We start from the raw sequence: 24,615 nt of genomic DNA, 5'->3' as shown, positions 1-24,615 counted from the left end.
TTCAGGGGAGGAATTACTTCAGCATGCCGATTTCGCGGTAGAAGCGTTCAGCACCCGGGTGCAGCGGCACGCCGATGCCCTCGACGCCGTCCAGCGCGGTTTCCAGGGTGATCGCCTTGCCTTTCGGGTGGCCGTTGTCCAAGAGCTTGCGGGCTGTATCGGACCACATCGCCTTGGTGATCTGATAGATCAGCTCCTCATCCATGTTGGCATTGGTGACCAGCATGCCGGAGACCGCCACGGTGTTCACGTCATAGTCCACACCCGGGTAGGTGCCTGCCGGAATGGTCGAGGGGATGTAGTAGGGCACAGTGGTGTTGGCCATCTTGACCTCTTCCGCCGACCAGTTGTGCAGCTCCATGCCCTTAGTGTTGTCGAGCTGGATCATCGCCGCGACGGGCGTGCCCGCGGCATAGAAATAGGCGTCCAGCTGGCCGTCGGCGATGCGCTCGGCGGATTGTGCGTTGTTCAGTTCAGCCTCGTCGATGTTGCCGCGGTTCACGCCGTGGTCGCCCAGGATCAGCTCCACCGCGATCTGGGTGCCGGAACCGGCCTGCGCGATCCCGACGCGCTTGCCCTTGAGGTCTGCAAGGCTCCCCAGTTCGTGGCCCTCGGGCAGCACCAGGTGCAGGTCTTCCGGGAACAGGTTCGCAATCACCCGCAGGTCGGGCTTGGCGTTGCCCTCGAACTTGCCCTTGCCGTGATAGGCGAAATGCAGGGTTGCGGCCCCAGAGAGGCCCGCTTCCATCTGGCCTGCCTGGATCGCGTTCACGTTGTGCGCCGAGGCGTTGGTCGACTGCGCCATCGCCACCAGGCCCGGCACGCCGCAGTTGCCGCCCTCGTCACAGGAGCGCGAGCCCGGCGGGTTGGAAATCGCATTGGCGATGATGCCGCCGATCGGGAAATAGGTGCCGCCCGCGCCGCCGGTGCCGATGCGGAAAAAGGTCATGTCCTGCGCCGCCGCGGCGCCGGTCAGCATGGTGCAGGCCAGTGCGGCCCCGGTCAGTTTCTTGAAAATTCCCATTGTCTCTTCCCTTGGTTTTGGCTGCCGCCTCGCCCGGCAGCTCTCTCCTCCGATTTTTGCATCATGATAAAGGAAAAGCATAAGTACAAATTTAAAATTATACTGTATATATAGATCAGATTTATGTTTGTTTTGCGCCAGGGGACCTTTGATGAACTCTCACCAGCTCGCTGTCTTTCACGAGGTCATGAAGACCGGATCGGTCAGCCAAGCGGCCCGCAACCTGCACCGCACCCAGCCCGCGATCAGTGCCGCCATCAAGACGCTGGAGGAAGAGCTGGGCCTGCCGCTGTTCCTGCGTGAGGGTCGCCGCCTGGTGCCGGTGCCCGAGGCGCAGTATCTGATGGAGGAGGCGACCGAGATCCTGTCGCGGATGGAGACCGCGCAGCAGAACCTGGCCAATATGCGCGACCGGGTGCAAGGCTCGATCCGCATCGTGGCGATGCCGGGGCCATCGACCTTTCTGCTGCCGGAATTCATCAGCCGGTTTGTCGCCGGCAAGCCCGAGGTGCGGGTGACGCTGGCCACCCGGTCGTCGCCGCAGGTGCGCAGCCTGGTGGCGGCCAACAGCTTTGACATCGGCTTCTGCGACATGACCCGGTTCCGCGGCGACCGCAAGCTGTACGCGGCGGAAGAGCTTCCCAGCAATTGCCTCTGCGCCATGCCGGCCAGCCACCCCCTGGCGGAGCGCGAGGTGATCACGGCGGCCGATCTGGACGGCCAGCCGATGGGCGCGCTGCAGCCGGATCACAATACCTATCAGGCCACTTCGCAGGTGTTTCTGGCCGCGGGCGCCGAGTTCAACCTGCGCTATGACGCGCAGTACTTTCTGCCGCTGTTCCACTTCATCGCCGCGGGCCAGGCCTGTGCCGTGGTTGATGTGCTCAGCGCCGAAAGCTACCGCCGCAGCAACGCGGGCGACCAGCGGATCCGGTTCCTGCCGTTTGAGCCGCAGATCCCTTTTGGCTATTCGATTCTCACCCCCAGCGAGCGTCCGCTATCGCAGCTGGCCGCCAGTTTTGCTGAGGCCTGGCGAAAGTATGTGACTGAAATCCTCACGGAATCTGCAAGGTAGAAGTGCTTTGGGCGGGTCTTTTCAGAAAACTGAAATTTGGTCTTCACTTCTATCTACAGAATTGTATACAATTTAGAGCGCGAATCCCGGGCGTCTTCCGGGAGAGGTTTCAAGACGGCTTCAGGGGGCACCCATGAAAAACACGATGAACGGCGCTGAGGCGATGGTGCGCTCTTTGGAGGCGCACGGCGTCACCCACATCTTTGGTCTTTGCGGCGACACCACGCTGCCTTTCTATGACGCGATGAACCGGCTGGAGCATGGCATCACCCATGTCCTTACCCGCGACGAGCGCAGTGCGGCTTATATGGCCGACGGTTTCTCCCGCGTGACCGGCCGGGTAGGGGTGTGCGAGGGGCCGTCTGGCGGCGGCGCCACCTACATCCTGCCGGGGCTGATCGAGGCCAACGAAAGCTCCTATGCCGTATTGGCGATCACCACTGACATTTCGGTTGGGTCTTATGGGAAGTACCCGCTGACCGAGGTCAATCAAGAGGTCCTGATGGGACCGCTGACCAAGTTCAACACAGTGATCAAGCGCGCCGATCACATCCCGCGCATGGTGCGCCAGGCGTTCCGGGCGATGACCACAGGCCGCTCCGGCTCCGCGCATCTGGGGCTGCCTTATGACATTCAGTACGACGCCGTTCCGGCGGACGACATCTGGGGCGATCCCAAGCATCAGAGCTACCCCGCCTACCGCGCGGCGCCGGAACCGGGCGCGGCGGAGGCTGCCGTGGAGGCCATCCTCACCGCCAAGTCACCGCTGGTCGTCTGCGGCGGCGGCGTGGTGATTTCCGGCGCGATGGAGGAGCTAGGCAAGCTCGCTTCCCGTCTCGATATCGCTGTCGGAACCTCGATCTCCGGCAAGGGGTCGCTGGCCGACACCCATCCACAGTCGCTGGGGGTTGTCGGCTCCAACGGCGGCACCAACGAGACCTGGGAGTTGATGGAAGCGGCCGATCTGGTGATCTTCATGGGCTGCCGTGCGGGCTCTACCACCACCTCGCGCTGGGAGGCGCCGAAGCCGGGCCAGCGTATTGTGCACTTCGACAACGATCCGATGACCATCGGAGCCAATTACCCGACCGAGGTGGGCGTGGTAGCAGACCTGAAGCTGGCGCTGCAGGCGGTGAACGCCCACCTGGACACCCGCGAGGGCGACCTGCCGTCCTTCGGCGGTGCCGCAAAGATCGCTGACATCAAGCAGCGCAAGTTCGCCAAGTTCGAGGAACTGGCCAACAGCAAGACCGATCAGGTTCTGCCGGAGCAGATCATTCATGCGCTGAACCAGAACCTGCCCGATGACGCCATCGTGGTCTCCGACCCGGGTACCAGCTGCCCCTACTACAACGCCTATTCGCAGCAGAAGCATCCCGGCCGACAGTACATCACCAACCGCGCCCACGGCGCGCTGGGGTATTCGCTGTCGGCATCGCTTGGCGCTTGGTTCGGGCGGCCGTCCAGCAAAGTTGTCGGCATGATGGGCGATGGCTCCTTCAACTTCACCTGCGGCGAGCTGGAGACCGTGGTCCGCTGCAACGCGCCGATCACCTATGTGGTGTTCTCCAACGCGAACTTCGGCTGGATCAAGGCCAGCCAGCGCGACGACTGCGATAAGCGCTATTACAATGTGGACTTCAACCGCACCAACCACGCCGCAGTGGCTGAGGCGTTCGGGGTCAAGACCTGGCGGGTGGAACGTCCGGAAGATCTGGATCAGGCGATCAAAGAGGCCTTTGCCCATGATGGCCCGACCCTGATCGACGTGGTCTGCCAGGCGCTGGAGGAATCCGCAGCCCCGGTCCGGCGCTGGATGGGCTGAACCCCCAAAAGCCGGACAAAGCCGAAGGCCGGGAACATTGCGTTTCCGGCCTTGTCTCCTTTGCGGGGCGCCCGCTATGAATTTGCCGAACCCGCATTCAGGAAAGGCGCCGCCAATGGACAAACCCACCGCTCCCAAATCCGGCGCCATGCTGCACTTGCGCGGCAACACGCTGTCCGAAGGCGACCCTGTAGCCCTGCCGCTGACACAAAGCTCGATGTACCATTTGCCGGGCGACTGGACCGGCGGTCCCAGCTATGGCCGGGTGGACAATGCCACCTGGGAGCATCTGGAGCATGTGCTGGGGTATCTGGAAGACGCACCCGCGCTGGCATTTCCGTCGGGCATGGCAGCGATCTCTGCGGCGCTGTTTGCCACCGTGAAAGCAGGGTCGAAACTGCTGATCCCGTCGGACGGCTACTATGTGACCCGGCGCCTGAGCGAGCGGTTCCTGCAGAGCCTCGGCGTGGAAGTTCACCAGCGCCCCACCACCAGTTTTGCCGAGGGCGGCTTCGATGGCTTTGACGTTGTTTTTGCGGAAACCCCTTCAAACCCCGGATTGGACCTGTGCGACCTCCGCGCCGTTGCTGAGGCGGTTCACGCCGCTGGCGGGCTGCTGCTTGTCGACAACACCACCATGACCCCGCTGGGCCAGCGCCCGCTGGAACTGGGTGCGGATGTCGTGGTGGCCTCTGACACCAAGGCGCCGGGCGGGCATTCCGATGTTTTGATGGGGCATCTGGCCACCCGTAATTCGGATGTGCTGCTGGCCGCGCGTGAATGGCGCCAGTTCGGCGGCGGCATCCCCGGTCCGCAGGAGGCCTGGCTGGCGCACCGGGGGCTGGAAACGCTGGAAGTGCGCTTTGACCGGATGTGCAGCACCGCGGAGGTGCTGGCCGAACAGCTGGCGGCGCATCCGCTAGTACGGGGGATCCGCTTTCCGGGGCTGGAGTCAGACCCCTCGCATGAACTGGCCAAGCAACAAATGGCCCGGTTCGGCTTCCTGATCTCGATTACCCTCGACAGTGCCGAACTGGCCGATGCCTTCATCAACAGCTGCCCGCTTATCCGCTCCGCGACGTCATTTGGCGGGGTGCATACCTCGGCTGAACGCCGCGCCCGCTGGGGCGATGCCGTGGCGCCGGGGTTCATCCGCATCTCGGTCGGCACCGAACCGGCAGAGGAGCTGTGGAGCGCGATGGCGGCTTCGCTGGACCGGCTGCAAGGCTAGGACAAAACGTTTTCTGCACTTACCCCGCCGGGACAGGCGCGGAAACCATGTCAAGTCAGAGCCTGATACAGCGACGTCAGCCAGGCGGCGACGGTTTTAACTTCCTCCCGCTGACCCGCGCGGTCGTTGATCACCATGTAGTGCGAGCGGCGCTTTGGCAGTTTGAATGCGGTGGGGGCAATCACCAGCCCCTGCTCAATGTATTGCCGGGCAAAGCTTTCCAGCACCATCGTCACCCCATGGCCCGCCGCCACTGTTTGCAGCGCCAGCAACGATGAGTCCGCCTTGAGCCAGTCGGTGGTCACTTGCAGGGTCAGCCCATGCAGATCGGCCAAACGGCCCCAGTCGGTCTCCGAGCCGATGATCTGCACCACGTCGGAACTGGCCAGATCCTCAATAGAAGGGCTCCCGCCAAGGGCTTTGGCATAGGCGGGGCTGCAAACCGGGATGGCGCTTTCGTGACCCAGGTGCAGGATCTGCGCCTCCTGCCAGTCGCCGCCGCCATAGCGGATGTCGATGTCCAGCGCCTCCTCGTCGAACCGGCTGGACCAGACGGTGGAGGAGAGCTGCACAAAGATATCCGGATGCTCGGCCCTGAACCGCGCCAGCTGCGGCGCGATCACCAGCGCCGCGCAGGAAATCGTCGCGCGCAGGTGCACCACCCGCTGGCGTTTCTTGCTGAACAGCCCGTTGGTGGCCCGTTGCATGTCGTCAAAGGATTTGCGGATCGGCTGAGCATAGGCCTGGCCGGTGTCGGTCAGCGCCACCCCGCGGGGAAGCCGTTTGAACAGCTGCGTGTTCAGGTGCGTTTCCAGCAGCCGGATCTGCTGGCTGATCGCGGCAGGGGTCAGGCCCAGCTCCTCCGCGGCGGCAGAAAAGCTGTTCAGCCGCGCAGCGGCTTCGAAGGCTTTGAGCCAGGTGACATGGGGCAGATCGGTCATGGCTTAGCTTTAAGCACAGTTAGGTCATAGGGGCAAAACACATTGTTTGATTTGCACCAAGCGCACTGTGCAAGGTCGCCGGGAATAAACGGACTCGGCAAGCCATGGCGCAGACATTTGACTTCATCATCGTGGGCGCCGGATCGGCGGGCTGTGTGCTGGCCGAGCGGCTGACGGCCAATGGCCGCTACAAAGTGCTGATGATCGAGGCCGGCGGCACTGACCGGCGGTTCTGGATCAGGATCCCGGTCGGCTATGGCTTTACCTTCTCGGACCCCAAGGTGAACTGGCGTTACTCTGCCGCGGCAGATCCGGGGCTGAGCGGGCGCGAGGTCTACTGGCCGCGGGGAAAGGTGCTGGGCGGCTCCAGCTCAATAAACGCGATGGCTTATGTGCGCGGGCTGCCGCATGATTTCGATGATTGGGAGGCGGCGGGAGCCATTGGCTGGGGCTGGGAGAATGTGCGCCGCAGCTATGAGGCTCTGGAGAGCAACGACGAATGGCATCAGGGCCGCCGCCGTTTGCGCGGGTCGGGGCCGGTGCGGGTCACCGATCTCAGCGAGCGGATGCATCCCTTTGCCAAGAACTTTCTGGCAGCAGGGCAGGACATGGGCTGGCCCTTTCTGCCAGACATGAACGCCGCGGTTGAAGACGGTGCAAATACCCTGCCCAGCGTGGGCATGGGCTATGTCCGCAGCACGGTGAAGGATGGGCGGCGATGGTCCTCGGCGGATGCGTTTTTGCGACCCGCTATGAAGCGCAGAAACCTGACGGTGATCAGAGGCGCGCTGGTGGAGAAGGTGCTGACGGCGGGCAGGCGGGCCACTGGCGTGGCCTTCCGGGTGAACGGCCAAGCGCAAACCGCCATGGCGGCGCGCGAAGTGATCCTGAGCGCCGGCGCGGTGAACTCGCCCCAGCTGCTGCAACTGTCCGGCATCGGCCCGGCGGCACTTCTGCAAAGCCATGGCATCGAAGTCGCCCACGATCTGCCGCAGGTGGGGCAAGGGCTGCAGGACCATCTGGCTGTCTCGCACTTTTTCTGGGCCAACACCGCAACGCTGAACGACCGGCTGGGCAGTTTCGCCGGGCAAATGAAGGCCGGGCTGCAATATGTGCTGACCCGCAAGGGGCCGCTAAGCGTGCCGGTCAATCAGTGCAGCGGTTTTGTCCGCACAGCGGGCGCAGCGCTGCCGGATGTGCAGGTTTACTGCAACCCGGCGTCTTATTCGACGCAGGCGAACGGCAAGCCGCAGATCGATAAGGACAATGGTTTCCTGCTCTGCGTGCAGCCGAGCCGCCCAGCCAGCCGCGGGCAGATCACTATCCAATCTGCCGACTCGGGCCAAGCACCGCTGATCGAGCCGAACTCGCTGTCGGCAGAGGAAGACAAGATAACCGCCATCCGCGCCAGCCATCTGCTGCAGGCGCTGGCCGCCACCCCCGCCATGAAACGGGTCACACGGGAGAGGCGGATGCCGGATATCGCCGGGATGGACGATGCGGCGCTGCTGGAGAACTTCCGTGAACGCGCGGGCAGCGTGTTTCATGCAAGCTGCACGTGCCGGATGGGGCATAATGCAGCCGACTCGGTGTTGGATGCGCGGCTCAGGGTGCATGGGGTGGCGGGCCTGCGGGTAATCGACGCCTCGTCTTTCCCGAATGTGACCTCAGGCAATACCAATGCCCCCACCATGATGCTGGCCGCCCGCGGCGCGGAAATGGTTCTGGAAGATAATGAAAACAGGCCCTTGGCGGCTGAATGACAGGGAAATTCAGATGAAGCTCGACAAGATTGAAACCTTTGTGTTCGGCAACCCGCCGCCGCGCCACGGCGGCCGCTACTTCATCTTTGTGCGCCTGACCACCGCTTGCGGCATCAACGGCGTGGGAGAGATCTACAACGCCACTTTCGGCCCGGATCTGTGCTGCGCGATGGCGGAAGAGATGTTTGCCCGCCAGTTCGCAGGCTGCGACCCGCACCATATCGAGAAGCTGTGGCGCAAGTCATATGGCGCCGGCTACACACTGCGGCCCGACGTGACAGTGATGGGGGTGCTGAGCGGGCTGGAAATGGCCTGCTGGGATATCATCGGCAAAGCAGCGGGCAATCCGGTTTACGAGCTGATGGGCGGCCAGGTGCATGAGCGGCTGCGCAGCTACACTTACCTCTATCCGCCAGAGGGCGATGTGTACCCGGACCCGGACACACCCAATGTCTACAACGATCCTGACATCGCGGCGGAGGTGGCGCTGCAGCGGGTGGAGCAAGGATTTACCGCGGTGAAATTCGACCCCGCCGGGCCTTACACAATCTATGACGGGCACCAGCCGCGGCTGGAGGACCTGGAGCGCAGCGAGATGTTCGTGAAGCGCATCCGCGAGGCGGTCGGCACCCGCGCGGACCTGCTGTTCGGCACCCACGGGCAGTTCACCGTCTCCGGTGCCAAACGAATGGCGCGGCGGCTGGAACCCTATGAGCCCTTGTGGTTCGAGGAGCCGGTGCCGCCGGAAAACCCCGCCAATATGGCAGAGGTAGCACGCTTCACCTCGGTGCCGATTTCAACCGGCGAGCGGCTCTGCACCAAGCATGAGTTCGCCCGCGTGCTGGAGGCCGGCGCGGCCTCGATCCTGCAGATGGACCTGGGGCGGGTCGGGGGCCTATTGGAAGCCAAAAAGATCGCCTCCATGGCCGAGACCCGGCAGGCGCAGATTGCGCCGCATCTTTATTGCGGGCCGGTGGTGGCGGCGGCGAACATCCAGATTTCAACCTGCAGCCCGAATTTCCTGATCCTGGAAAGCATCGGCACCTTTGAAGGCCCCTATATGTCCTGCCTCAAATCCGCGATCACCTGGGAAGACGGCTATGTGATCCCCTCCAAGGAACCGGGCCTGGGGGTGGAGCTGGACGACGAGGCAATCGCCGCCAGCCCCTATACCGGCACAGAGCTGCACCTGGAACTGGCGCAGGAGCCGGTGGTTCAGTAAGCGCGGCCCCCGGCATCATCTGCCGGGGCGCATTGCCTCTGGCGGCAGTTTGACCGGAAACTTGGCGCGGATCTCCGCGTCGAGCTTGCTGCCAAAGTAATTCGGGTAATGCTCACCCAGGATCCGGTCCGACACCTCGCGGGCACGGTCGAACATGGTCTGCTTGCCCGCCTTTTCCCAGGTATCCGTCAGTTCCCGGTCCATCAGATCCGGATAGACGTACTCGGTTTCCATATACTGCAGCGTCTGGGTGTTGCCGAGGAAATGGCCTGGCCCGGTGGCGCAGTCGTGGATCACATCGACCGAGAGGGTGTCGTCGCTGACCTCGATCCCGCGCAGGGTGCGGGAGATCATGCCGGCGGCCTCGTTATCGATTACCATCGACTCGAAGGAGCATCCCATCAGCGAGCCGACCATGCCGCCGAACTCGCACAGGCGGTTGGCACCGGCATGGGCGGCAAGGGAGAAGGTCAGCGCCTTTTCCAGCCCGTACTGGGCATCGGGGATCTTGGAATCAGTCATGCCGCAGCCTACGGACGTGGGCAGGTTGTAGAAATTACCCATCTGGATCGCAGCCGCGCCAATCAGCGCCTGCTCGCCGGAGCCGCCTGTGAAGGAGCCGGTGCGCAGGTCGGTGATGAAGGGCCAGGCGGCGAACACAACCGGCGTGCCGGGGTTGATCAGGTTGACGATGGCGACGCAGGAGAGCGTCTCCGCCACCGCCTGCGCCAGGGTGCCCGCCAGCGGGGCAGGGGAGGTTGCACCGGCCTGCGGCGGCACCGCCAGATCGCAGGTCAGGCCCAGCTTGGCGGTGTCGATCATGATCTCCAGGTTCTCGCGCCCCAGCCGCAGCGGCGACACGATCGGGCAGCCGCCGAAGATCACTGAGGGTTTTTGCAGGAACTTGCCCTCACCGCCCGAGGCGATGTCGAACATCTCAATGGCCGGCTTGATGTGGGAGCGGTCGCGGAAAGTGAGGCAAGACGGCTTCTCGCTGCCAGCCAGAATGGAATAGAGCATCGACATGTCATGCTCGAAATCCTGCGGCACGTCGGTGCCCAGCACGGTGTCGCCGGTCATGTGGATATTGTCGAGCCGGTCCACCAGCCGGGTGAAGTCATAGACGTCGCGGATGGTGGAGGGGCGGTAGCTGCGGCTGGCCGCGTCAAAGGTCGTCACCGCGGTGCCTGAATTGGCGTAATAGACCTTGTCCTTGGTGCAGTGCATGTCGTCCTTGCCGGCGCGGCTGCCGCGGGCGTGGACATAGAATTCATTGGCCGCGCCGGCCAGCAGGTCCTCCATCAGCGCGCGGGGAAAGCAGAGGCGGCCGTGTTCGTTGAGGATGGCGCCCTTGGGCAGCACCAGATCCAGCAATTCCTCTGTCGGATCACCGATGCCGGTGCGCTCCAGAATGGTCAGCGCGGCGTTGTGGATCTTCTGCATGTCCACATCCGACAGCGGCCGGTAGCGACCGCCGGAAAGGCCGGGCCAGATCGCCTGGCTGGCGGAGGGTTGGGTGCGGGCCGCGGCGCGGGCATCGCGGCCGCCGCTGCGGCGGCGGGAACGGGTCTTGGTAACGTCAACCATATAGCGGTCTCCGGGGTTGGGTCAGGGCAAGCCCCATGCGGGCCTGCGGCAAAGTGTAGGGCAGATCCGGTCAGAGCATGCTGAAATAGCTGCGGTAGAAGCCGGGCAGGCTCCATTCCATCTCGGACAGCGGGCCGGGCGCGAAACGGTGCGAATTCACGCCTTCCTGGTTGTGGCGGATGATGCGCTCGTCATCGAGCGAGGTGACATGCCAAAGCCAGGTGAGGGCTTCCTTGTCAAAGTCGCGCCCTTCCTCGGCATCGCCGCGCACGTACCAGGCGATCTGGATGTCGGTTTCCTGCAGTCCGCGGGGAACAAAGCGGTAGCCCACCAGGTGGTCGGCATAGATAAGGAAATAGTTCAGCGTGCCGATGGCCAGATCGGTGGCACCGCCGTCATGACCGCTGAGCTGCCCGAGCGGCGGCGCCAGCGGCTCACCGTCCCTGCTGCCGGTCTGGTAGCCGGGGAACAGCGGGTAACGGCGCCAGTAGACGTCGGCGCCGGGCGCCTGCGCATTAGGACCGGTCTGGTCCAGCTCTTCGACCGGCAGCCCGACGGCGGCAGAACGGGCGCGCAGATCCGCGCCGTATTTCTCCACATCCGCCGGATCCTTGAGCGAGTGGCTGCGGGAGTAATCCTGATGCGAGGGGGCGCAGTGGTAGCATTCCAGGTAGTTTTCCAGCGCCAGCTTCCAATTCGCAGGCACCGGGTAGGATGCTTCATGCGCCAGTTTCAGGTTTTCCAAGCCCATCGGCGCCGAAAGCGGTGCGAGACGGTCGAGGCTTTCGGCCAGCGGCGGCGGGTTTTCATCGGCGCAGATGAAAATCAGCCCTTGGAAAATCTGCACCTGCACCGGGAACAGTCCGTATTCGGACGGGTCGAAATCCGGCCCCATGGCACGGCCGCCGCGCAGCCGCCCGTCAAGCCCAAAGGTCCATGCGTGATAGGGGCAGGAGAACACCCGCGCGGTGCCCTCCTTTTCCAAACACACGCGGGAGCCCCGGTGGCGGCAGATATTCATATGGGCGCGGACCTCGCCTTCGCGGTCGCGCACGACAATGACCGATTCCGGGCCGTAGTCGAACAGGAAGTAATCGCCGGGCTCCTTGATCTGGCTGACGTGGCCGACCCAGATCCAGTTGCGGTTCCAGAACATCTTGATGTCGTGGTCATAGACCGCTTCCGAGGTGTAGAAATGCCGGTCCAGCGCAAAACCCTCGCGGTGGCTCTCCATCAGCTCGCGCATCACTTGCAGGTCATCTTTAGGCATCATGCGCCTCCCATGTCTTCGAGGGAAATCAGTTCGCGGCGGAACCAGTCGGCATCTGCCGCCGCCGGGTCGCGTTCGAAATTGCGGGCCGCCAGGTGGCCGGCAAAGACCGCATCGGCAATCAGGCCGGGGGAGGCGGCGTCGCCGATCAGCTCCAGCGTGGTCAGGCTGTCTGCGTGGTTTGCTTTCAGCTCATCAAAGAGCGCGGTTTCACGCTGGCGGGAGGTGACCATCAGCAGGCTGGCGCAGTCCACGCGGCGGGAGCGGCCGGTGTAGACGCAAGATAGATCTGCTCCGGTGGCATCCGCCGATTGCAGGGAATGCAGCGGAATGATCTCGACACCCGCCTGCAGAAGTTCCGCCTGCACCCGGTGCTGTTCCAGGGTCAGCTCGGTGAAGGCCGAAGCGATGGCGCCCGGCGTCACCAGCACCACCTTGCGGCCTGCGGCGGCCAGATGGCTGGCCAGCACTCCGCCGATGTAGCCCTGATCGTCGTCATAAAGCAGCACCGGGCCATTGTCCGGTGGCAGGGTGCCTTCCATCACGTCGTCAGGGGTGAACACGGGGATGTCCTTGATCTCCAAGGGCAGCGGTGACGTGCGCCCGCGCCCGTCGCGGTGCCAGGTGCTGCCGGTGGCGAGGAAGACATTGGGGATGCCAAGTTCAGCAACTTCCGCCGCGCCGAGCTTGCTGCCGGTGAACATCTGCACATTGCCGCGCTGCTGCAGGTCCCACAGGCGGTTGTCGGCGACCCGTTTCCAGGCGGACAGGCCCTTGAGCTTGCTTTCTTTCAGCACCCGGCCGCCGAATTCCTCTGCGGCTTCGGCCAGCGTCACCTGATAGCCGCGCTTGGCCAGTTGCATGGCGCATTCCAGGCCCGCAGGGCCGGAGCCGACCACCAGCGCCGCCTCTTCCTGCTGCCTCGGGGCGATCACCTCCGGGTGCCATTTGCGCCGCCATTCCTCGCCCATTGTCGGGTTCTGGGTGCAGCGGATCGGGACGCCCAGGTTGTCCGCAGAGACACAGATGTTGCAGCCGATGCATTCGCGGATTTCCTCGATCCGGCCTTCCTCAATCTTCTTAGGCAGGAAGGGGTCGGCGATCGAGGGGCGGGCAGCGCCAATGAGGTCCAGCACGCCCTTGGAGACCAGCGAGGCCATCAGGTCGGGCGAGGTGAAGCGGCCGACGCCCACCACCGGCTTGTTCGTCACCTGCTTCACGAAATCGGTGTAGGGGATCTGATAGCCGTCCTCAGGCTGGAACCGGGTGGTCTGGCTGTCGTTGCTCCAGTCGGCAACATTCACGTCCCAGAGGTCGGGCAGGTCCGCCAGCATTTCCACCACGGCGCGGCCTTCCTCACTGGCCTGCATGCCGTCGGCGCCTATCATCTGATCAACGGCAAAGCGGAAGGCAACGGCACAGTGGCCGTCCAGCACCTCGCGGGTATCCTCCAGCAGTTCGCGGGTCAGCCGGACGCGGTTTTCCAGCGAGCCGCCGTATTCATCGCTGCGCGTGTTGTATTGGGGCAGCAGGAAATGATGCGGCAGCGTCATCTGATGGCCCGCGTAGACATAGACGATGTCGAACCCGGCCTCCTTTGCGCGCAATGCCGCGTCGCGGTGCCAGCGTCGCAGGTCGCGGATGTCCTGCTTGTCCATGGCACGCGCCTGTTTCGGGTAGACCGCATCAATCGGGCGGTCGCTGACCCCCAGCGCCGGGGCGCGGGTCAGGTGGTTGGTGGCGTGATGGCCGTTATGGGCCAGCTGAATCGCTGCCAGCGACCCCTTGGCGTGGACTTGTTCCGTCATCAGCTGCAGCGCCGGGACGTCATGCTTGTCCCACAACCGGTGCTCTGCATAGGGGCCAAGGTCCGAGGTCGGATGAATCTCGGTCTCCTGGGTCGAGACCACGGACCAGCCGCCCTCCGCCTTCATCGCGCGCACCGCGGCCTCGGCCTGCGGGCGGACGTGGCCCAGCCCAGTGCAATGCGGTACCTGGAAAAAGCGGTTGCGGGTCGTGACGGGGCCGATCTTCACCGGCTCGAACAGAATGGAATACCCATTTGCGCCTGGCATGCTGGCACATCCTTTTATGTCTTGGTTTTTGGTCTGGGCGGGGCGGCGGGCTTTGGCGCCCGCCGCTTTCTGGGATCAGAAGCCGGCCTTGATGCGCTCGAATTCCTTCAGCATGCGGCCTTCCAGCTCCGGGTTGACCGCGTCGAAGAACAGGCTGCCTTCGAAGAACTTGTCGACATCGGCAAAGCCGTAGGTCTCGATCAGGCTTTGATCGGCGGATTTGAAGGCCTCGGCATTGGCATGGGCATAGCCCCAGTTCTCGATGATGTATTTGCCGCTGGGCTCGGAACTCAGCGCGTTCAGCATGTCGTAAACCTGCTCGTCGCTCTGGGTCGAGGCGTTCAGATGCACATAGCCGCAGACCCAGGTGGCGATGCCCTTGTCCACGTCGCGCATCATCCGGGCCGGGGTCTCGTTCCAGATCAGGTTCAGCTCCGACTGGTTCCAGCCCCAGCCCATCAGCACCTCGCCCGAGGCGATGGCCTGGTCCAGCTGGCCCGCGTCGGACCAGTAGAAGCGCACATTGGGGTGGATCTGGCGCAGGAAATCAGACGCCTTCTGGAACTCCTCGTCCGACATATCGGTGTAGCTGGAGGCGCCGGTCGCCAGCGCCGCCATCGCATATGCCGAAGAGGCCGCATCGGGAATGGCGATTTTACCCTGGTAGGCGGGGTCGCCCAGCAGCTGCAGCGAGACCGCGCGCTCATCGATCTGGTCGGTGCGGTAGATCAGCCCGGTGTTGCCCCATTCAAACGGCACCATATAGGTCTGGCCGTCGATGGTGACGCCGTCCACATCCTTGATCTGCGGCAGCAGGCTGTCCCAGTTGCTGATTTTCGAAGTGTCGATCGGCTTCAAGAGCCCCGCTGCCACCCATTTGCGCAGCCCGTCGGTGCAAGGGTGGGCGAGGTCTGCGGCAAAACCCGATTGCAGCTTGGTGAAAGCCTCCTCGACGCTGCCGAAATAGGTGTAGCTGGGGGCGCCGCCGTATTTTTCGACGTAGTCGCCGTAAAACCCCTGGTCCTCATAGCCGGACCAGTCAAAGACCGACAGGCTGGCGGCGTCGGCGGCTGCGATGCCCGCCGAGGCGGTCAGGGCCGTGGCCGCGGCCAGTACCGTTTTGAAGTGTTTCATGTGTTGTCCTCCCTTTATTCTCATGCCTCGCGGGCGCCGAGGTCGATCACGGAGGCGTTCTGCACCCCCAGCCAGACCGGGTCGCCCTGCTTGTGATCCACCGTGTGGAAGTAGTTCGGCACCGACACCGCGATGGGCTGCGAAAGCCCCTCGGCGGTGACGTGGTAATGCACGTTCTCGCCGTAGAAGGCGGCGTTGGTGACAGTGCCCTGCAGATAGCCGTCGTAGCCGCCGGGCTTTTGCGCCGAGATCTCCAGCTGCTCCGGGCGGATGCCTGCCAGCAGCTGCGGCCCGCGCCGCGCCACATTGGGGTTCACGTCGATGGACAGCGGGCCGAAGCCCTGCACATCGGCGTGCAGCTTACCGTCCGCCTCTCCGGTGACAGCCGCATCCAGGAAGTTCATGCCGCCGATGAAGGCGGCGACCTCCTGGCTGCAGGGGCGGGCATAGAGCACCTCGGGCTTGTCCACCTGCTTGAGCTGGCCCTTGAACATCACCCCGATGCGGTCGGACATGGTCATCGCCTCGTACTGGTCGTGGGTGACCATGACAAAGGTGATCCCGAGCTTCTGCTGCAGGCGGCGCATTTCGAACTGCATCGCCTCACGCAGGTTCTTGTCGAGCGCCGACAGCGGCTCGTCCAGCAGCAGAACCTTGGGCCGCATCACCAGCGCCCGGGCCAGCGCCACCCGCTGGCGCTGGCCGCCGGACAGTTCCGTGGCCTTGCGCGATTGCAACCCGCCCAGCTCCACCATCTCCAGCGCCTCGGCGACGCGGGCCTCTGTTTCGGCCTTGCCCAGCTTCAGCTTGCGCAGTCCAAAGGCGACGTTATCGCCGACATTCAGATGCGGGAAGATCGCATAAGACTGGAACACCATGTTGGCGGGCCGTTTGTTCGCCGGGATATGCGCCATGTCCTGGCCGCCGATGCGGATGCTGCCGGCATCGTGGTCCTGGAAGCCCGCAATCATCCTCAGCGCCGTGGTCTTGCCGCAGCCGGAGGGGCCCAGCAGAGAGAAAAACTCGCCTTCCCGCAGCGTCAGGTTCAGGTCGCGCACCGCGGTGAAGGTGCCGAACCGTTTCTCCACGCCGGAGATTTCGATGATGTTCTGGCTGGTCATTTGCGTATCCTTCATCAGGCGGATTTGGCGGAACGGCGGCGGAAGTATTCGGCGGCCAGCAACAGCAGCACCGAGGCAAGCAGCAGCAGCGAGCCGAGCGCCAGCGTGTTCGGCAGCTTGGCGGGGAAGCGGATCTGGCTCCAGATATAGACCGGCAGCGTGGGCTGGTTGCCGGACAGGAAAAAGGCCAGCACAAACTCGTCAAACGAGACGGTGAAGGTGACCAAGAGGCTGGCGACAATCCCCGGCGCCACAATCGGCAGGGTCACCCGGCGGAAGGTGCCGATCACGCTTTCGCCAAGATCGAAGGCCGCTTCCTCCAGCGACTGGTCGAAGTCGTCAAAGGCGGATTTCATGATCGAAACCGCAAAGGGCAGCGCCACAAACACATGACCCAGGATCACCGTGGTCAGCGACGGCCTCAGCCCCAGCGAGATGAACAGCACCAGCATCGAGGACGCCACGATGATGCCGGGGATGACCAGCGGCAGCATCACCAGCCCCTCCGACAGTTCGCGCCCCTTGAACCGGTAGCGCACATAGGCGCGGGCGGCGAACAGCCCCAGCGAGGTGGCGACCAGCGCGGTCACCGCGCCGACGATCAGCGAGTTCGCCATCGCCTGCAGGAGCGTGTCCTGTTCACTGAGCTGGGCATACCATTTGAGGGTGAAGCCCTTCATCGGGAAGGCCACGATGGTGCCATCGTTGAAGGAGAACAGCGGCAGCAGCAGCACCGGCAGATACAGGAAGATCAGGTAGCCGATGGCATAAGCCAGCAGCCAGGGGAAGCGGAGGGGTCTGCGACGGGGCTTGCTCAATGAGGAAGCCAGCGGTTTGCTCAGCGGATCGCTTACCGGAGTGCTCAACGGATCCTCCTCCCCAATGCGGTGGCCAGGATGACAAACAGGATGGCGACAAAGCCAACGGAGGCCATCGCCGCCAGCGACAGGGTTGCCCCCAGCGGCCAGTTGTTGGCCGGGCCGAACTGCACCTGAATGAGGTTCGCCACCATCTTGCCCTGCGAGCCGCCGACCAGCGACGGGGTCACATAATCGCCGACGGTGGGGATGAAGATGATCAGGCTGGCGGCGATGATGCCGGGCACCGTCAGGGGCAGGGTGACGCGGGCAAAGCGCTCCAGCTTGGAGCAGCCGAGATCGGTGGCCGCCTCCAGCAGCGCGCGGTCAATCTTCTGCAGCGACACATAGATCGGCAGGATCGCAAAGGGCGCCCAGGCGTGGGCCAGGGTCAGCACCACCGCAAACTCGTTATAGAGCAGAAAGGTCAGCGGTTCCTCGATCAGCCCCAGCGAGATCAGCGCCGAGTTCATCACCCCGTTAAAGCCCAGGATCAGCTTCCAGCTGAACACCCGCAGCAGGTAACTGGACCAGAACGGGATGGTGATCAGCAGCAGCCACAGGGTTTTCTTATGGGTGCGGAAGGCGATGAAATAGGCGATCGGATAGGCCAGCGCCACCGTCGCCATGGTCACCGCCCCGGCAATCAGGATCGAGCGCAGCATCAGATGCCGCACCAGCGGATCGGTCGCCGCCTCCAGGTAGTTGGCCCAGGTCAGCGTCTTGTCGATCTCGACATAGGTCTGGGTCCAGAAGCTGTAGGCCACCAGAATACCCAGCGGCGCAGCCACCAAAAGCCCCACATAAAGCGAAGCAGGGGCGCTGAGCGCCAGGCCTTTTCCAGCCTCGGTTCTGAGAAATCCGGCCATGTGTCTCCGTAGCTTGCAAGGTGTGCGGTCGGGGTGCTGCCATTAAAAATGGACAATCGTCCATCAAGATCTGACGGCTGGCAGGGGGTCCTGTCAACAGAATTTTGTAAAAAATGTACAAACGTCCATTTTTCCTGGTGAAACTTGGCTGCCTGTGTCTAAACTGGACAGGCGGCACTGCTTGCCGCACAGGAATGATCCGCGTAACAGCGGTGGAAACGACCAGGACTCAAGGAAAGATGGCCGGAAAACGGGAACAGAATCGCGAGCAGAACCGCCTCGCCCTGATCGGGGCGGTGCTGGATTCGGTGGCGGAGAAGGGGATCTCCGAAACCTCCGTCAGCGAGATCATCCAGCGCGCAGGCTTGTCACGCGGCATGATCCACCTGCATTTCGGCGGCAAGGACAATTTGGTTCAGGCAGCCGCGCACCATTCCTCGGAAGAGTATTACGACGGGCTGGAAGAGCTTTTGCAGACCGCTGGCGACAGCCCGCAGGAGCGGATCGAGATGATCGTGCGCGGCGACCTCAGCGAGCGGGTGCTGAACAGGCGCAATGTCAACATCTGGTACGCCTTCCGCGGCGAATCCCGCAACCGCAAGGCCATTGCCGAGCATTCTGACACCCGCGACGGACGCCTGCGCGGCATGATCCACAACGCCTTCTCCCGGATCGTGCGGGAGGCCGGAACGCCGGATGCCTCCGGCGCGGCGCGCGATGCCACTCATGGCACGCTGGCGCTGCTTGAAGGCATGTGGACCGACTTTCTGCTGCACCCCGACCGGTTCGACCGGGAGGAGGCGGCGCGGATCATCTTCCGCTTCCTGGCGGCGATGTTCCCGGCGCATTTCGCGCTTTTGGGGGCGATCCGGCCCCAGCAGGAGAAGGTGGCCGCACCCGTAGCCTCCGCGGCGTCAGATTCCTGACTTCACCTTGGTCCAGGCCCGGGTGCGCTGGCGCAGCGCTTTGGCGCCCAAGCTCTTGTCCGGGAACAGGCGGGCAAGGATGGCAGCATCCGGATAGATCCCCGGATCGGACAGCACCTCTGGCAGAACATGGGCATCCGCCGCCGCATTTGCATTGGCAAAGAACACGGCATTGGAAACCCCGGCAATCACCTCCGGCAACAGCATGTAGTCGATAAAGGCATAAGCCGCATCCACGTTGGGCGCATCTTCCGGGATCGCCATCAGGTCGATCCACATCAGGGTGCCTTCCTTGGGTATGGAATAGAGGATTTCAACGCCGTTATTCGCATCCTTGGCCCGGGCCTGGGCGATGCCTGCGTCACCGGAATACATCACCGCCAGGCAGACATTGCCAGCGGGCAAGTCGGTGGAGGGCTTCTGATTGTTGAAATAGCTGACGTTTTCCGCTGCGGCGGCCAGCAACTCCTGTGCCTTGGCGATGTCCGCCTTGTCCTCGGAATAGGGATCCGCACCTAGGTAGTTCAGGGCTATCGACAGCATTTCCACCGGCGAATCCAGCGCGCCGATGCCGCAGTCCTTCAGCTTGGCGGCATTGGCTGGGTCGAACAGCAGGTCCCAGCTGTCGACAGGCGCGTCCCCCAGCCGCTCAGCCACCAGTGCCGGGTTATAGGCGATGCCGATGGTGCCCCAGGTATAGGGTACCCCCAGCTGCCGCCCGCCCGGCACCTTGTCGAGCGAGGCCAGGATTTCCGGCCGCAGGTTGCCGTAGTTCTTCAGCCGCGCTGTGTCGACCGGATGCAGCGCGCCCGCCTGCAGCTGCCGTTCGGCGTTGGAGGCGGCGGGAAACACCACGTCATAGCCCGAGCCGCCCGCCAGCATCTTGGTTTCTAGCACCTCGTTGCTGTCGAAGTAGTCCAGCGTGACCCTGGTGCCGGTTGCCTCCTCATAACCGGAAATAGTGGTTTCGCTGAAATAGTCCGCCCAGTTATAGATCGCCAGATCGCTGGCAGAGGCTGGCGCCGCCAAGGCGGCGGCCAGCAAGGTTGCAGTCATGATATTGTTATTGATCATTTTTTCCTCCCTGTTGCGCGCTGCCTCAGCGCTGGCCGGAGGGCCCGGCAGCGTAAAGGCAGAGCAGATCGTTGGCGATGGTGGCCGCCGCGATTGCGGTGATTTCGGAGATGTCATAGGCCGGGGCGACCTCGACCACGTCCATGCCCACCACATCGGTGCCTGCCAGGCCGCGAATGATCTCCTGCGCCTGATAGGGCGACAGGCCGCCAACGACAGGCGTTCCTGTGCCGGGGGCAGAGGCCGGCTCCAGCGCGTCGATGTCGAAGGTCACATACGTCTTGTGATCGCCGACGATGCCGCGGATTTTCACCGCCACGGCCTCGGGACCGGTTTTCTGCACCTCAATGGCGTCGATGATGTTCATCCCCATCGTGTCCGGGTTGTGGGTGCGGATGCCGACCTGAACAGACCGGGCCGGGTCCACGAGTCCTTCGCGGATGGCGTGCCACAGCATGGTTCCGTGGTCGATGCGGCCTTCCTCATCCGCCCAGGTGTCGGAATGGGCATCGAACTGGATCAGGCTCAGCGGCCCGTGCTTCTCCACATGCGCCTGCAGCAGCGGATAGGTGATGAAGTGGTCGCCTCCGATCGACAAGAGCGCCGTGTCAGTGGCCAGCACATCGCGCGCCGCCTGGGCGATTTCGCCGGGCACCTTGTGCGGATAGCCATAGTCAAACTCGCAGTCGCCGTAATCGACAACCCGCAGCGCCTCATAGGGGTCAGCTTCCCACGGCCAGGGCTTGGACCAGGCAATGTGGCTGGAGCCTGAGCGCACCGCCCGCGGCCCCAACCGGGTGCCGGACCGGCTGGACACCGACAAATCGAAGGGCACCCCCATCACAGCCACGTCAACTCCGCTGAGGTCGCGGGCATAGCGGCGGCGCATGAAGCTGAGCGCGCCGGCATAGCTGGCCTCTGCCACCACGCCGCGGTCGCTGCTGCGGGTAAAGGCCAGGTCGCCCTGCACGGGGTTCACGCTGGAAGAATCGGTCATCTGGGGCTCCGTATCGTTGGAATTTCGCTCGGATCCAGTTTGATTTTCCCGGTTATGCCGGTAAACTTGGCTATAGATATATATCTTTTGGTATAGACGATGGGTAACCCGATCTTCCCTCCGCTGCCCGCTGGCTGGGCCAAGGCGATGACGGCGCTGGCGGACACCATCGCGACAGAGCGTTTTCCCGGCGCGCTGCGGCAGATCCTGTCGCAATGCTGCAGCTTTGATTCCATGGTCATCTCGCACTACGCGGGCGCGCAGCCGCCGGTGCCGCTCTATCAGGATCTGGATGAGCTTCAGGCGGCGATCACGGTGGAGTTCTACGCCAGCGGCCCCTACCTGCTGGACCCGCTTTATCAGGCCTGCCGCAACGGCTGCACGCCCGGCGCCTACCGGCTGATGGACCTGGCGCCGGAGGCGTTCTACCGCTCGGAATACTACCGCGCCTTCTACCGAAAGATCAGCATCAGCGACGAGATCGGCATCCTGGTGCAGGACGGGGCAGAGCGCTGGTTTATCGTGTCCCTGGCCCGGTTTGCCCGCCAGCAAAGGTTTGAGGCGGCAGACACGGAACGGCTGAATGTGGTGTTCGCGGTGATCGCCGCCGCCATCCGGCGCCAGTGGGGACAGGCGGAAGACACCGCGGCGGCTAATCAGCCCGCAGACTGGGAGGACCGGATGCAGACCTTTGGCACCGGCGTCCTCAGCCCGCGGGAACGGGAGGTGGTGCAGCTGATCCTGCAGGGCCATTCCACCCCCTCCGCTGCCGCCTATCTGGGCATTGCCGAAGGCACCGTGAAGGTCCACCGCCACCACGCCTATTCCAAGCTTGGTATTGCTTCGCAGGCGGAATTGTTTTCGATGGCCACCCGGCACCTGGCGGGCGCAGGGTAGCCTGGCCCAGGCCCATCAAACCCGCAAAATCCTAAAAATTGCGCCAAAAACGCAATTGTTCGGGGCGGAATTTTGGCTTTTCGGTCACTTTGCGGGCTTTTCTGTTGACGAAATCCACATTTTTTACAAATTCTAGCGGTCAATCCGGTCGGATAGCCACCGTCTCCGACCTCAGGAATGAAGGCCGCAACGATGCCCACGACAGAAACCCACGCTGACCACGCGATACGGATCGCCGGGATCGCCGCCGAGGCCGCGCGCGGCTACTTCCGCAGCCGCCTGGGGATTGAGTTCAAGGCAGATGAAAGCCCTGTCACCCAGGCCGACAAGGCGGTCGAGAGCGAGGTGCGCGCCTATCTTGAGCAGCATTTCCCGGACCACGGCATCTTTGGCGAGGAACACGGCTTTGCCGGGGCGGGCCGCGCGGAGGTCTGGATCATCGACCCGATCGACGGCACCCGCTCCTTCCTGTCGGGGCATCCGCTGTTCGGTTTCCTGCTGGGGTTCCTGCAGGGCGGCATTCCGGAGCTGGGGGTGATCGGCATGCCCGCGCTGGGGGAGACCTTTCTCGGCCTGCGCGGCCAGGGCGCCACTTTGAACGGGCAGCCCATCCGTGTGTCGGATCAGACCCGGCTGGATCAGGCGGTCCTGTATGTGAATGAAGGCGACAAGATCCACCGCGATTATCCGGAGCTGTTCAACCGGCTGATGCAGGCCGGGCAGACGCGCCGGTTTTCCTATGACTGCTATCCGCATGCGCTGCTGGCGGCGGGCCATGTGGATGCGGTGATCGATTTTGATCTGCAGCCCTATGACTATCTGCCGGTATCCGCCGTTATCGAAGCCGCGGGCGGCGTGATCACGGATTGGGACGGCCAGCCGCTCGGGCTGGCGTCCGATGGCCGGGTGGTTGCCGCGGCAACGTCTGCGCTGCATGCCGAGATGCTGGCGCTGATCAAGGGATAACCATATGGCCATACTGACCTTTCTGATGAGCCTCGCAGGCGCGACCATGCTGCTTTTGTATGCGGTGCGGATGGTGCGGACCGGGATTGAGCGCAGCTACGGCGCTTCGTTCCAGCGGCTGCTGACCGCACGCCAAAACCATCTGCAGGCGGGGCTGATGGGGCTGATCCTGGCCATCGTGCTGCAAAGCTCGGCTGCGGTGGCGCTCTTGACCTCCGGTTTTGCCGCCAGCGGCTACCTCGCCTTCCCCACCGGGCTGGCGATCGTGCTCGGCGGCGATCTCGGCTCGGCGCTGATCATCCAGATCCTGTCGTTCAAGCTCGACTGGCTGGTGCCGGTGCTTTTGGCGGCGGGCGGCTACCTGTTCGTCAAGACCGAGGCCAAGAAGGCGCGCCAGCTGGGCCGGATCCTGATGGGCATTGCCTTCATCCTGATTTCGCTGCGTTTTCTGCGCGAGGCGATGGACCCGATCCGCGACAGCGCCTTTCTGCCCGCCGTCGCGGGCTACCTGGCGCGCGACTACATCACCGCCTTCCTGGTCGGCGGCGCGCTGGCCTTTGTGATGCATTCCAGCGTTGCGGCGATCCTGATGTGCGTCACCCTGGTGCAGATCGGCGCCATCCCCTTTGCCGCCGGGCTGTCGCTGGTCCTGGGGGCGAATTTCGGCTCCGCCTTCATCCCGGTCTGGCTCAGCCGCGGCATGGCGCTGAAGGCGCGGCGCATTCCCTATGCCAATCTGGCCCTGCGCGGCACTTGGGCGGTGCTCTGCCTGTTCGCCGCCAACCTGGCGCTGCGCCAGGGCTGGCTCGGCGATCCCCAGGGCGGCCAGATGCTGGTCACCGCGCATCTCGCCTTCAATGCCGCGCTCCTGCTGCTGGCGCTGCCGGTCTGCACCCCGCTGGAGGGGCTGTTCACCCGCAGTTTTCCCGAGCCCGCACAGGCCGGGACCGCAGCGCCGGGGCAACCTGTCAGCGCGCTGGAACAGGGCAGCTACGGCTCGCCTGCCCAGGCGGTGGCCAATCTCAAGCGCGAATTGCTGCGGATGGCCGACCAGACCGGCGCCATGTTCCGCCCGGTGCTGGAGCTCTATCAGGGCGGCAGCAAGGAACAGATCAAGGCGGTGCAGCGGATGGATGACGAGGTGAACGCCTGTCTCTCCGGCATCCGCCGGTACGTGGCCGCGATCCCGGAGGAGGCGTTCAGCAAGGCCGAGCTGAAGACCGCCCGCAGCCTGATGGAATATGCGATCCGGCTGGAGACCGCGGGCGATGTGGTGGCGCGCCGCCTGACGGTGCTGGCGGGGGAAATGAACAAGAAGAACCTCAGCTTCTCCCGCGACGGCTGGCTGGAAATCACCCGCATGCATGAGGCGATCCAGGCGAACTTGCAGCTGGCCTCCAATGTGCTGATCTCCGACGATCTGGAGAGCGCCCGGCTGCTGAGCCTGGAAAAAACCGAGCTGAAGCGGATGGAGCACGACAGCCGCAAGCGGCACCTGCGGCGGCTGCAAAGCGGCGGGCGGGAGAGTTTCGATACCTCCGACATCCACCTGGAGACGCTGCGCGCCCTGCGCGAGTTCAACAGCCACATCGCCGCCGTCGCCTACCCGGTGCTCTACCGCAACGGACAGCTGCTGGAGACACGGCTGATCGAGGAGATGCCCGAAGGGGACGAGGACGCTCTGGAGGGAACTGGCCGCTGACCGCACCCGGGCCAAATTCCTTGACCAAGGAATATGCCAAAACTTTTGCGGAGAAGTTT

Annotated in this window: 20 protein-coding genes; 9 read left to right on the top strand and 11 right to left on the bottom strand. The window is 63.8% G+C overall.

All coding sequences use genetic code 11. From position 1 onward, the window contains the following. Nucleotides 1-13: 13 nt before the first annotated feature. The gene (locus AC58NV_RS18810) at nucleotides 14-1,024 is read right to left on the bottom strand and encodes a TAXI family TRAP transporter solute-binding subunit (RefSeq protein WP_497228487.1); all 1,011 of its coding nucleotides are present in this window, start codon (nucleotides 1,022-1,024) and stop codon (nucleotides 14-16) included. Between the two features lie 151 nt (nucleotides 1,025-1,175). On the opposite strand from AC58NV_RS18810, the gene AC58NV_RS18805 reads away from it, so the two are divergent. From AC58NV_RS18805 to AC58NV_RS18795, 3 genes are all read left to right on the top strand, one after another. Then, the gene (locus AC58NV_RS18805) at nucleotides 1,176-2,099 is read left to right on the top strand and encodes a LysR family transcriptional regulator (protein WP_497228486.1); all 924 of its coding nucleotides are present in this window, start codon (nucleotides 1,176-1,178) and stop codon (nucleotides 2,097-2,099) included. A gap of 133 nt (nucleotides 2,100-2,232) precedes the next feature. Then, nucleotides 2,233-3,924 carry a thiamine pyrophosphate-binding protein gene (locus AC58NV_RS18800; protein ID WP_497228485.1) on the top strand — a complete coding sequence of 564 codons (1,692 nt, stop codon included), beginning with the start codon at nucleotides 2,233-2,235 and terminating at the stop codon, nucleotides 3,922-3,924. Nucleotides 3,925-4,039: 115 nt separating this feature from the next. Beyond that, complete coding sequence (locus tag AC58NV_RS18795) at nucleotides 4,040-5,155, top strand: cystathionine gamma-lyase (protein WP_497228484.1); 1,116 nt, start codon at nucleotides 4,040-4,042, stop codon at nucleotides 5,153-5,155. A gap of 50 nt (nucleotides 5,156-5,205) precedes the next feature. On the opposite strand, the gene AC58NV_RS18790 is transcribed toward AC58NV_RS18795, so the two are convergent. Next, nucleotides 5,206-6,096: a LysR substrate-binding domain-containing protein gene (locus AC58NV_RS18790; protein ID WP_497228483.1), complete on the bottom strand. Its 891-nt coding sequence runs from the start codon at nucleotides 6,094-6,096 to the stop codon at nucleotides 5,206-5,208. Nucleotides 6,097-6,200: 104 nt separating this feature from the next. On the opposite strand from AC58NV_RS18790, the gene AC58NV_RS18785 reads away from it, so the two are divergent. Together AC58NV_RS18785 and AC58NV_RS18780 are read left to right on the top strand one after the other, a co-directional pair. After that, nucleotides 6,201-7,859 carry a GMC family oxidoreductase gene (locus tag AC58NV_RS18785; protein ID WP_497228482.1) on the top strand — a complete coding sequence of 553 codons (1,659 nt, stop codon included), beginning with the start codon at nucleotides 6,201-6,203 and terminating at the stop codon, nucleotides 7,857-7,859. 13 nt (nucleotides 7,860-7,872) lie between these two features. Continuing rightward, nucleotides 7,873-9,081, top strand: a complete 1,209-nt coding sequence (locus AC58NV_RS18780; RefSeq protein ID WP_497228481.1) for a mandelate racemase/muconate lactonizing enzyme family protein — start codon at nucleotides 7,873-7,875, stop codon at nucleotides 9,079-9,081. Between the two features lie 15 nt (nucleotides 9,082-9,096). On the opposite strand, the gene AC58NV_RS18775 is transcribed toward AC58NV_RS18780, so the two are convergent. The 7 genes from AC58NV_RS18775 to AC58NV_RS18745 all read right to left on the bottom strand — a co-directional run bounded on the left by AC58NV_RS18775 (nucleotide 9,097) and on the right by AC58NV_RS18745 (nucleotide 17,994). Further along, entirely contained in the window at nucleotides 9,097-10,668 is a 1,572-nt protein-coding gene (locus tag AC58NV_RS18775; RefSeq protein WP_497228480.1) for a trimethylamine methyltransferase family protein, read from the bottom strand. Between the two features lie 70 nt (nucleotides 10,669-10,738). After that, on the bottom strand, nucleotides 10,739-11,938 hold the full coding sequence (locus tag AC58NV_RS18770; RefSeq protein WP_497228479.1) for an aromatic ring-hydroxylating oxygenase subunit alpha: 1,200 nt from the start codon (nucleotides 11,936-11,938) through the stop codon (nucleotides 10,739-10,741). After that, nucleotides 11,938-14,013 (bottom strand): oxidoreductase, encoded by a 2,076-nt coding sequence (locus tag AC58NV_RS18765; RefSeq protein WP_497228478.1) that lies wholly within the window; start codon nucleotides 14,011-14,013, stop codon nucleotides 11,938-11,940. The genes AC58NV_RS18770 and AC58NV_RS18765 overlap by 1 nt, the downstream gene beginning before the upstream one ends. 75 nt (nucleotides 14,014-14,088) lie before the next feature. Next, nucleotides 14,089-15,147: an extracellular solute-binding protein gene (locus tag AC58NV_RS18760; protein ID WP_497228477.1), complete on the bottom strand. Its 1,059-nt coding sequence runs from the start codon at nucleotides 15,145-15,147 to the stop codon at nucleotides 14,089-14,091. 20 nt (nucleotides 15,148-15,167) lie between these two features. Next, nucleotides 15,168-16,268 (bottom strand): ABC transporter ATP-binding protein, encoded by a 1,101-nt coding sequence (locus tag AC58NV_RS18755; protein ID WP_497228476.1) that lies wholly within the window; start codon nucleotides 16,266-16,268, stop codon nucleotides 15,168-15,170. A gap of 14 nt (nucleotides 16,269-16,282) precedes the next feature. Then, nucleotides 16,283-17,086 (bottom strand): ABC transporter permease, encoded by an 804-nt coding sequence (locus tag AC58NV_RS18750; protein ID WP_497228569.1) that lies wholly within the window; start codon nucleotides 17,084-17,086, stop codon nucleotides 16,283-16,285. Between the two features lie 44 nt (nucleotides 17,087-17,130). Further along, entirely contained in the window at nucleotides 17,131-17,994 is an 864-nt protein-coding gene (locus tag AC58NV_RS18745) for an ABC transporter permease (protein WP_497228475.1), read from the bottom strand. 239 nt (nucleotides 17,995-18,233) lie between these two features. Here AC58NV_RS18745 and AC58NV_RS18740 point away from each other — a divergent pair, with 239 nt between their 5' ends. Beyond that, on the top strand, nucleotides 18,234-18,920 hold the full coding sequence (locus tag AC58NV_RS18740; protein ID WP_497228474.1) for a TetR family transcriptional regulator C-terminal domain-containing protein: 687 nt from the start codon (nucleotides 18,234-18,236) through the stop codon (nucleotides 18,918-18,920). On the opposite strand, the gene AC58NV_RS18735 is transcribed toward AC58NV_RS18740, so the two are convergent. Both AC58NV_RS18735 and speB read right to left on the bottom strand, forming a co-directional pair. Next, nucleotides 18,909-19,994, bottom strand: coding sequence for an extracellular solute-binding protein (locus AC58NV_RS18735; RefSeq protein ID WP_497228473.1), 1,086 nt, complete (start codon nucleotides 19,992-19,994; stop codon nucleotides 18,909-18,911). The genes AC58NV_RS18740 and AC58NV_RS18735 overlap by 12 nt on opposite strands. 25 nt (nucleotides 19,995-20,019) lie before the next feature. Continuing rightward, on the bottom strand, nucleotides 20,020-20,991 hold the full coding sequence (gene speB / locus AC58NV_RS18730) for an agmatinase (RefSeq protein ID WP_497228472.1): 972 nt from the start codon (nucleotides 20,989-20,991) through the stop codon (nucleotides 20,020-20,022). Nucleotides 20,992-21,090: 99 nt separating this feature from the next. Between speB and AC58NV_RS18725 the strand changes: the two genes are divergently transcribed. The 3 genes from AC58NV_RS18725 (at nucleotide 21,091) to AC58NV_RS18715 (ending at nucleotide 24,556) form a co-directional block, all read left to right on the top strand. Beyond that, the gene (locus tag AC58NV_RS18725; protein WP_497228471.1) at nucleotides 21,091-21,888 is read left to right on the top strand and encodes a helix-turn-helix transcriptional regulator; all 798 of its coding nucleotides are present in this window, start codon (nucleotides 21,091-21,093) and stop codon (nucleotides 21,886-21,888) included. A gap of 192 nt (nucleotides 21,889-22,080) precedes the next feature. Further along, nucleotides 22,081-22,854 (top strand): inositol monophosphatase family protein, encoded by a 774-nt coding sequence (locus AC58NV_RS18720; RefSeq protein ID WP_497228470.1) that lies wholly within the window; start codon nucleotides 22,081-22,083, stop codon nucleotides 22,852-22,854. Nucleotides 22,855-22,858: 4 nt separating this feature from the next. Continuing rightward, nucleotides 22,859-24,556: a Na/Pi cotransporter family protein gene (locus AC58NV_RS18715; protein ID WP_497228469.1), complete on the top strand. Its 1,698-nt coding sequence runs from the start codon at nucleotides 22,859-22,861 to the stop codon at nucleotides 24,554-24,556. Nucleotides 24,557-24,615: the final 59 nt, after the last annotated feature.

The organism is Leisingera sp. ANG49 (genome assembly GCF_059694505.1).
The sequence above is the reverse complement of the archived record's forward strand: the minus strand, read 5'-3'. Positions and strand labels throughout refer to the sequence as shown.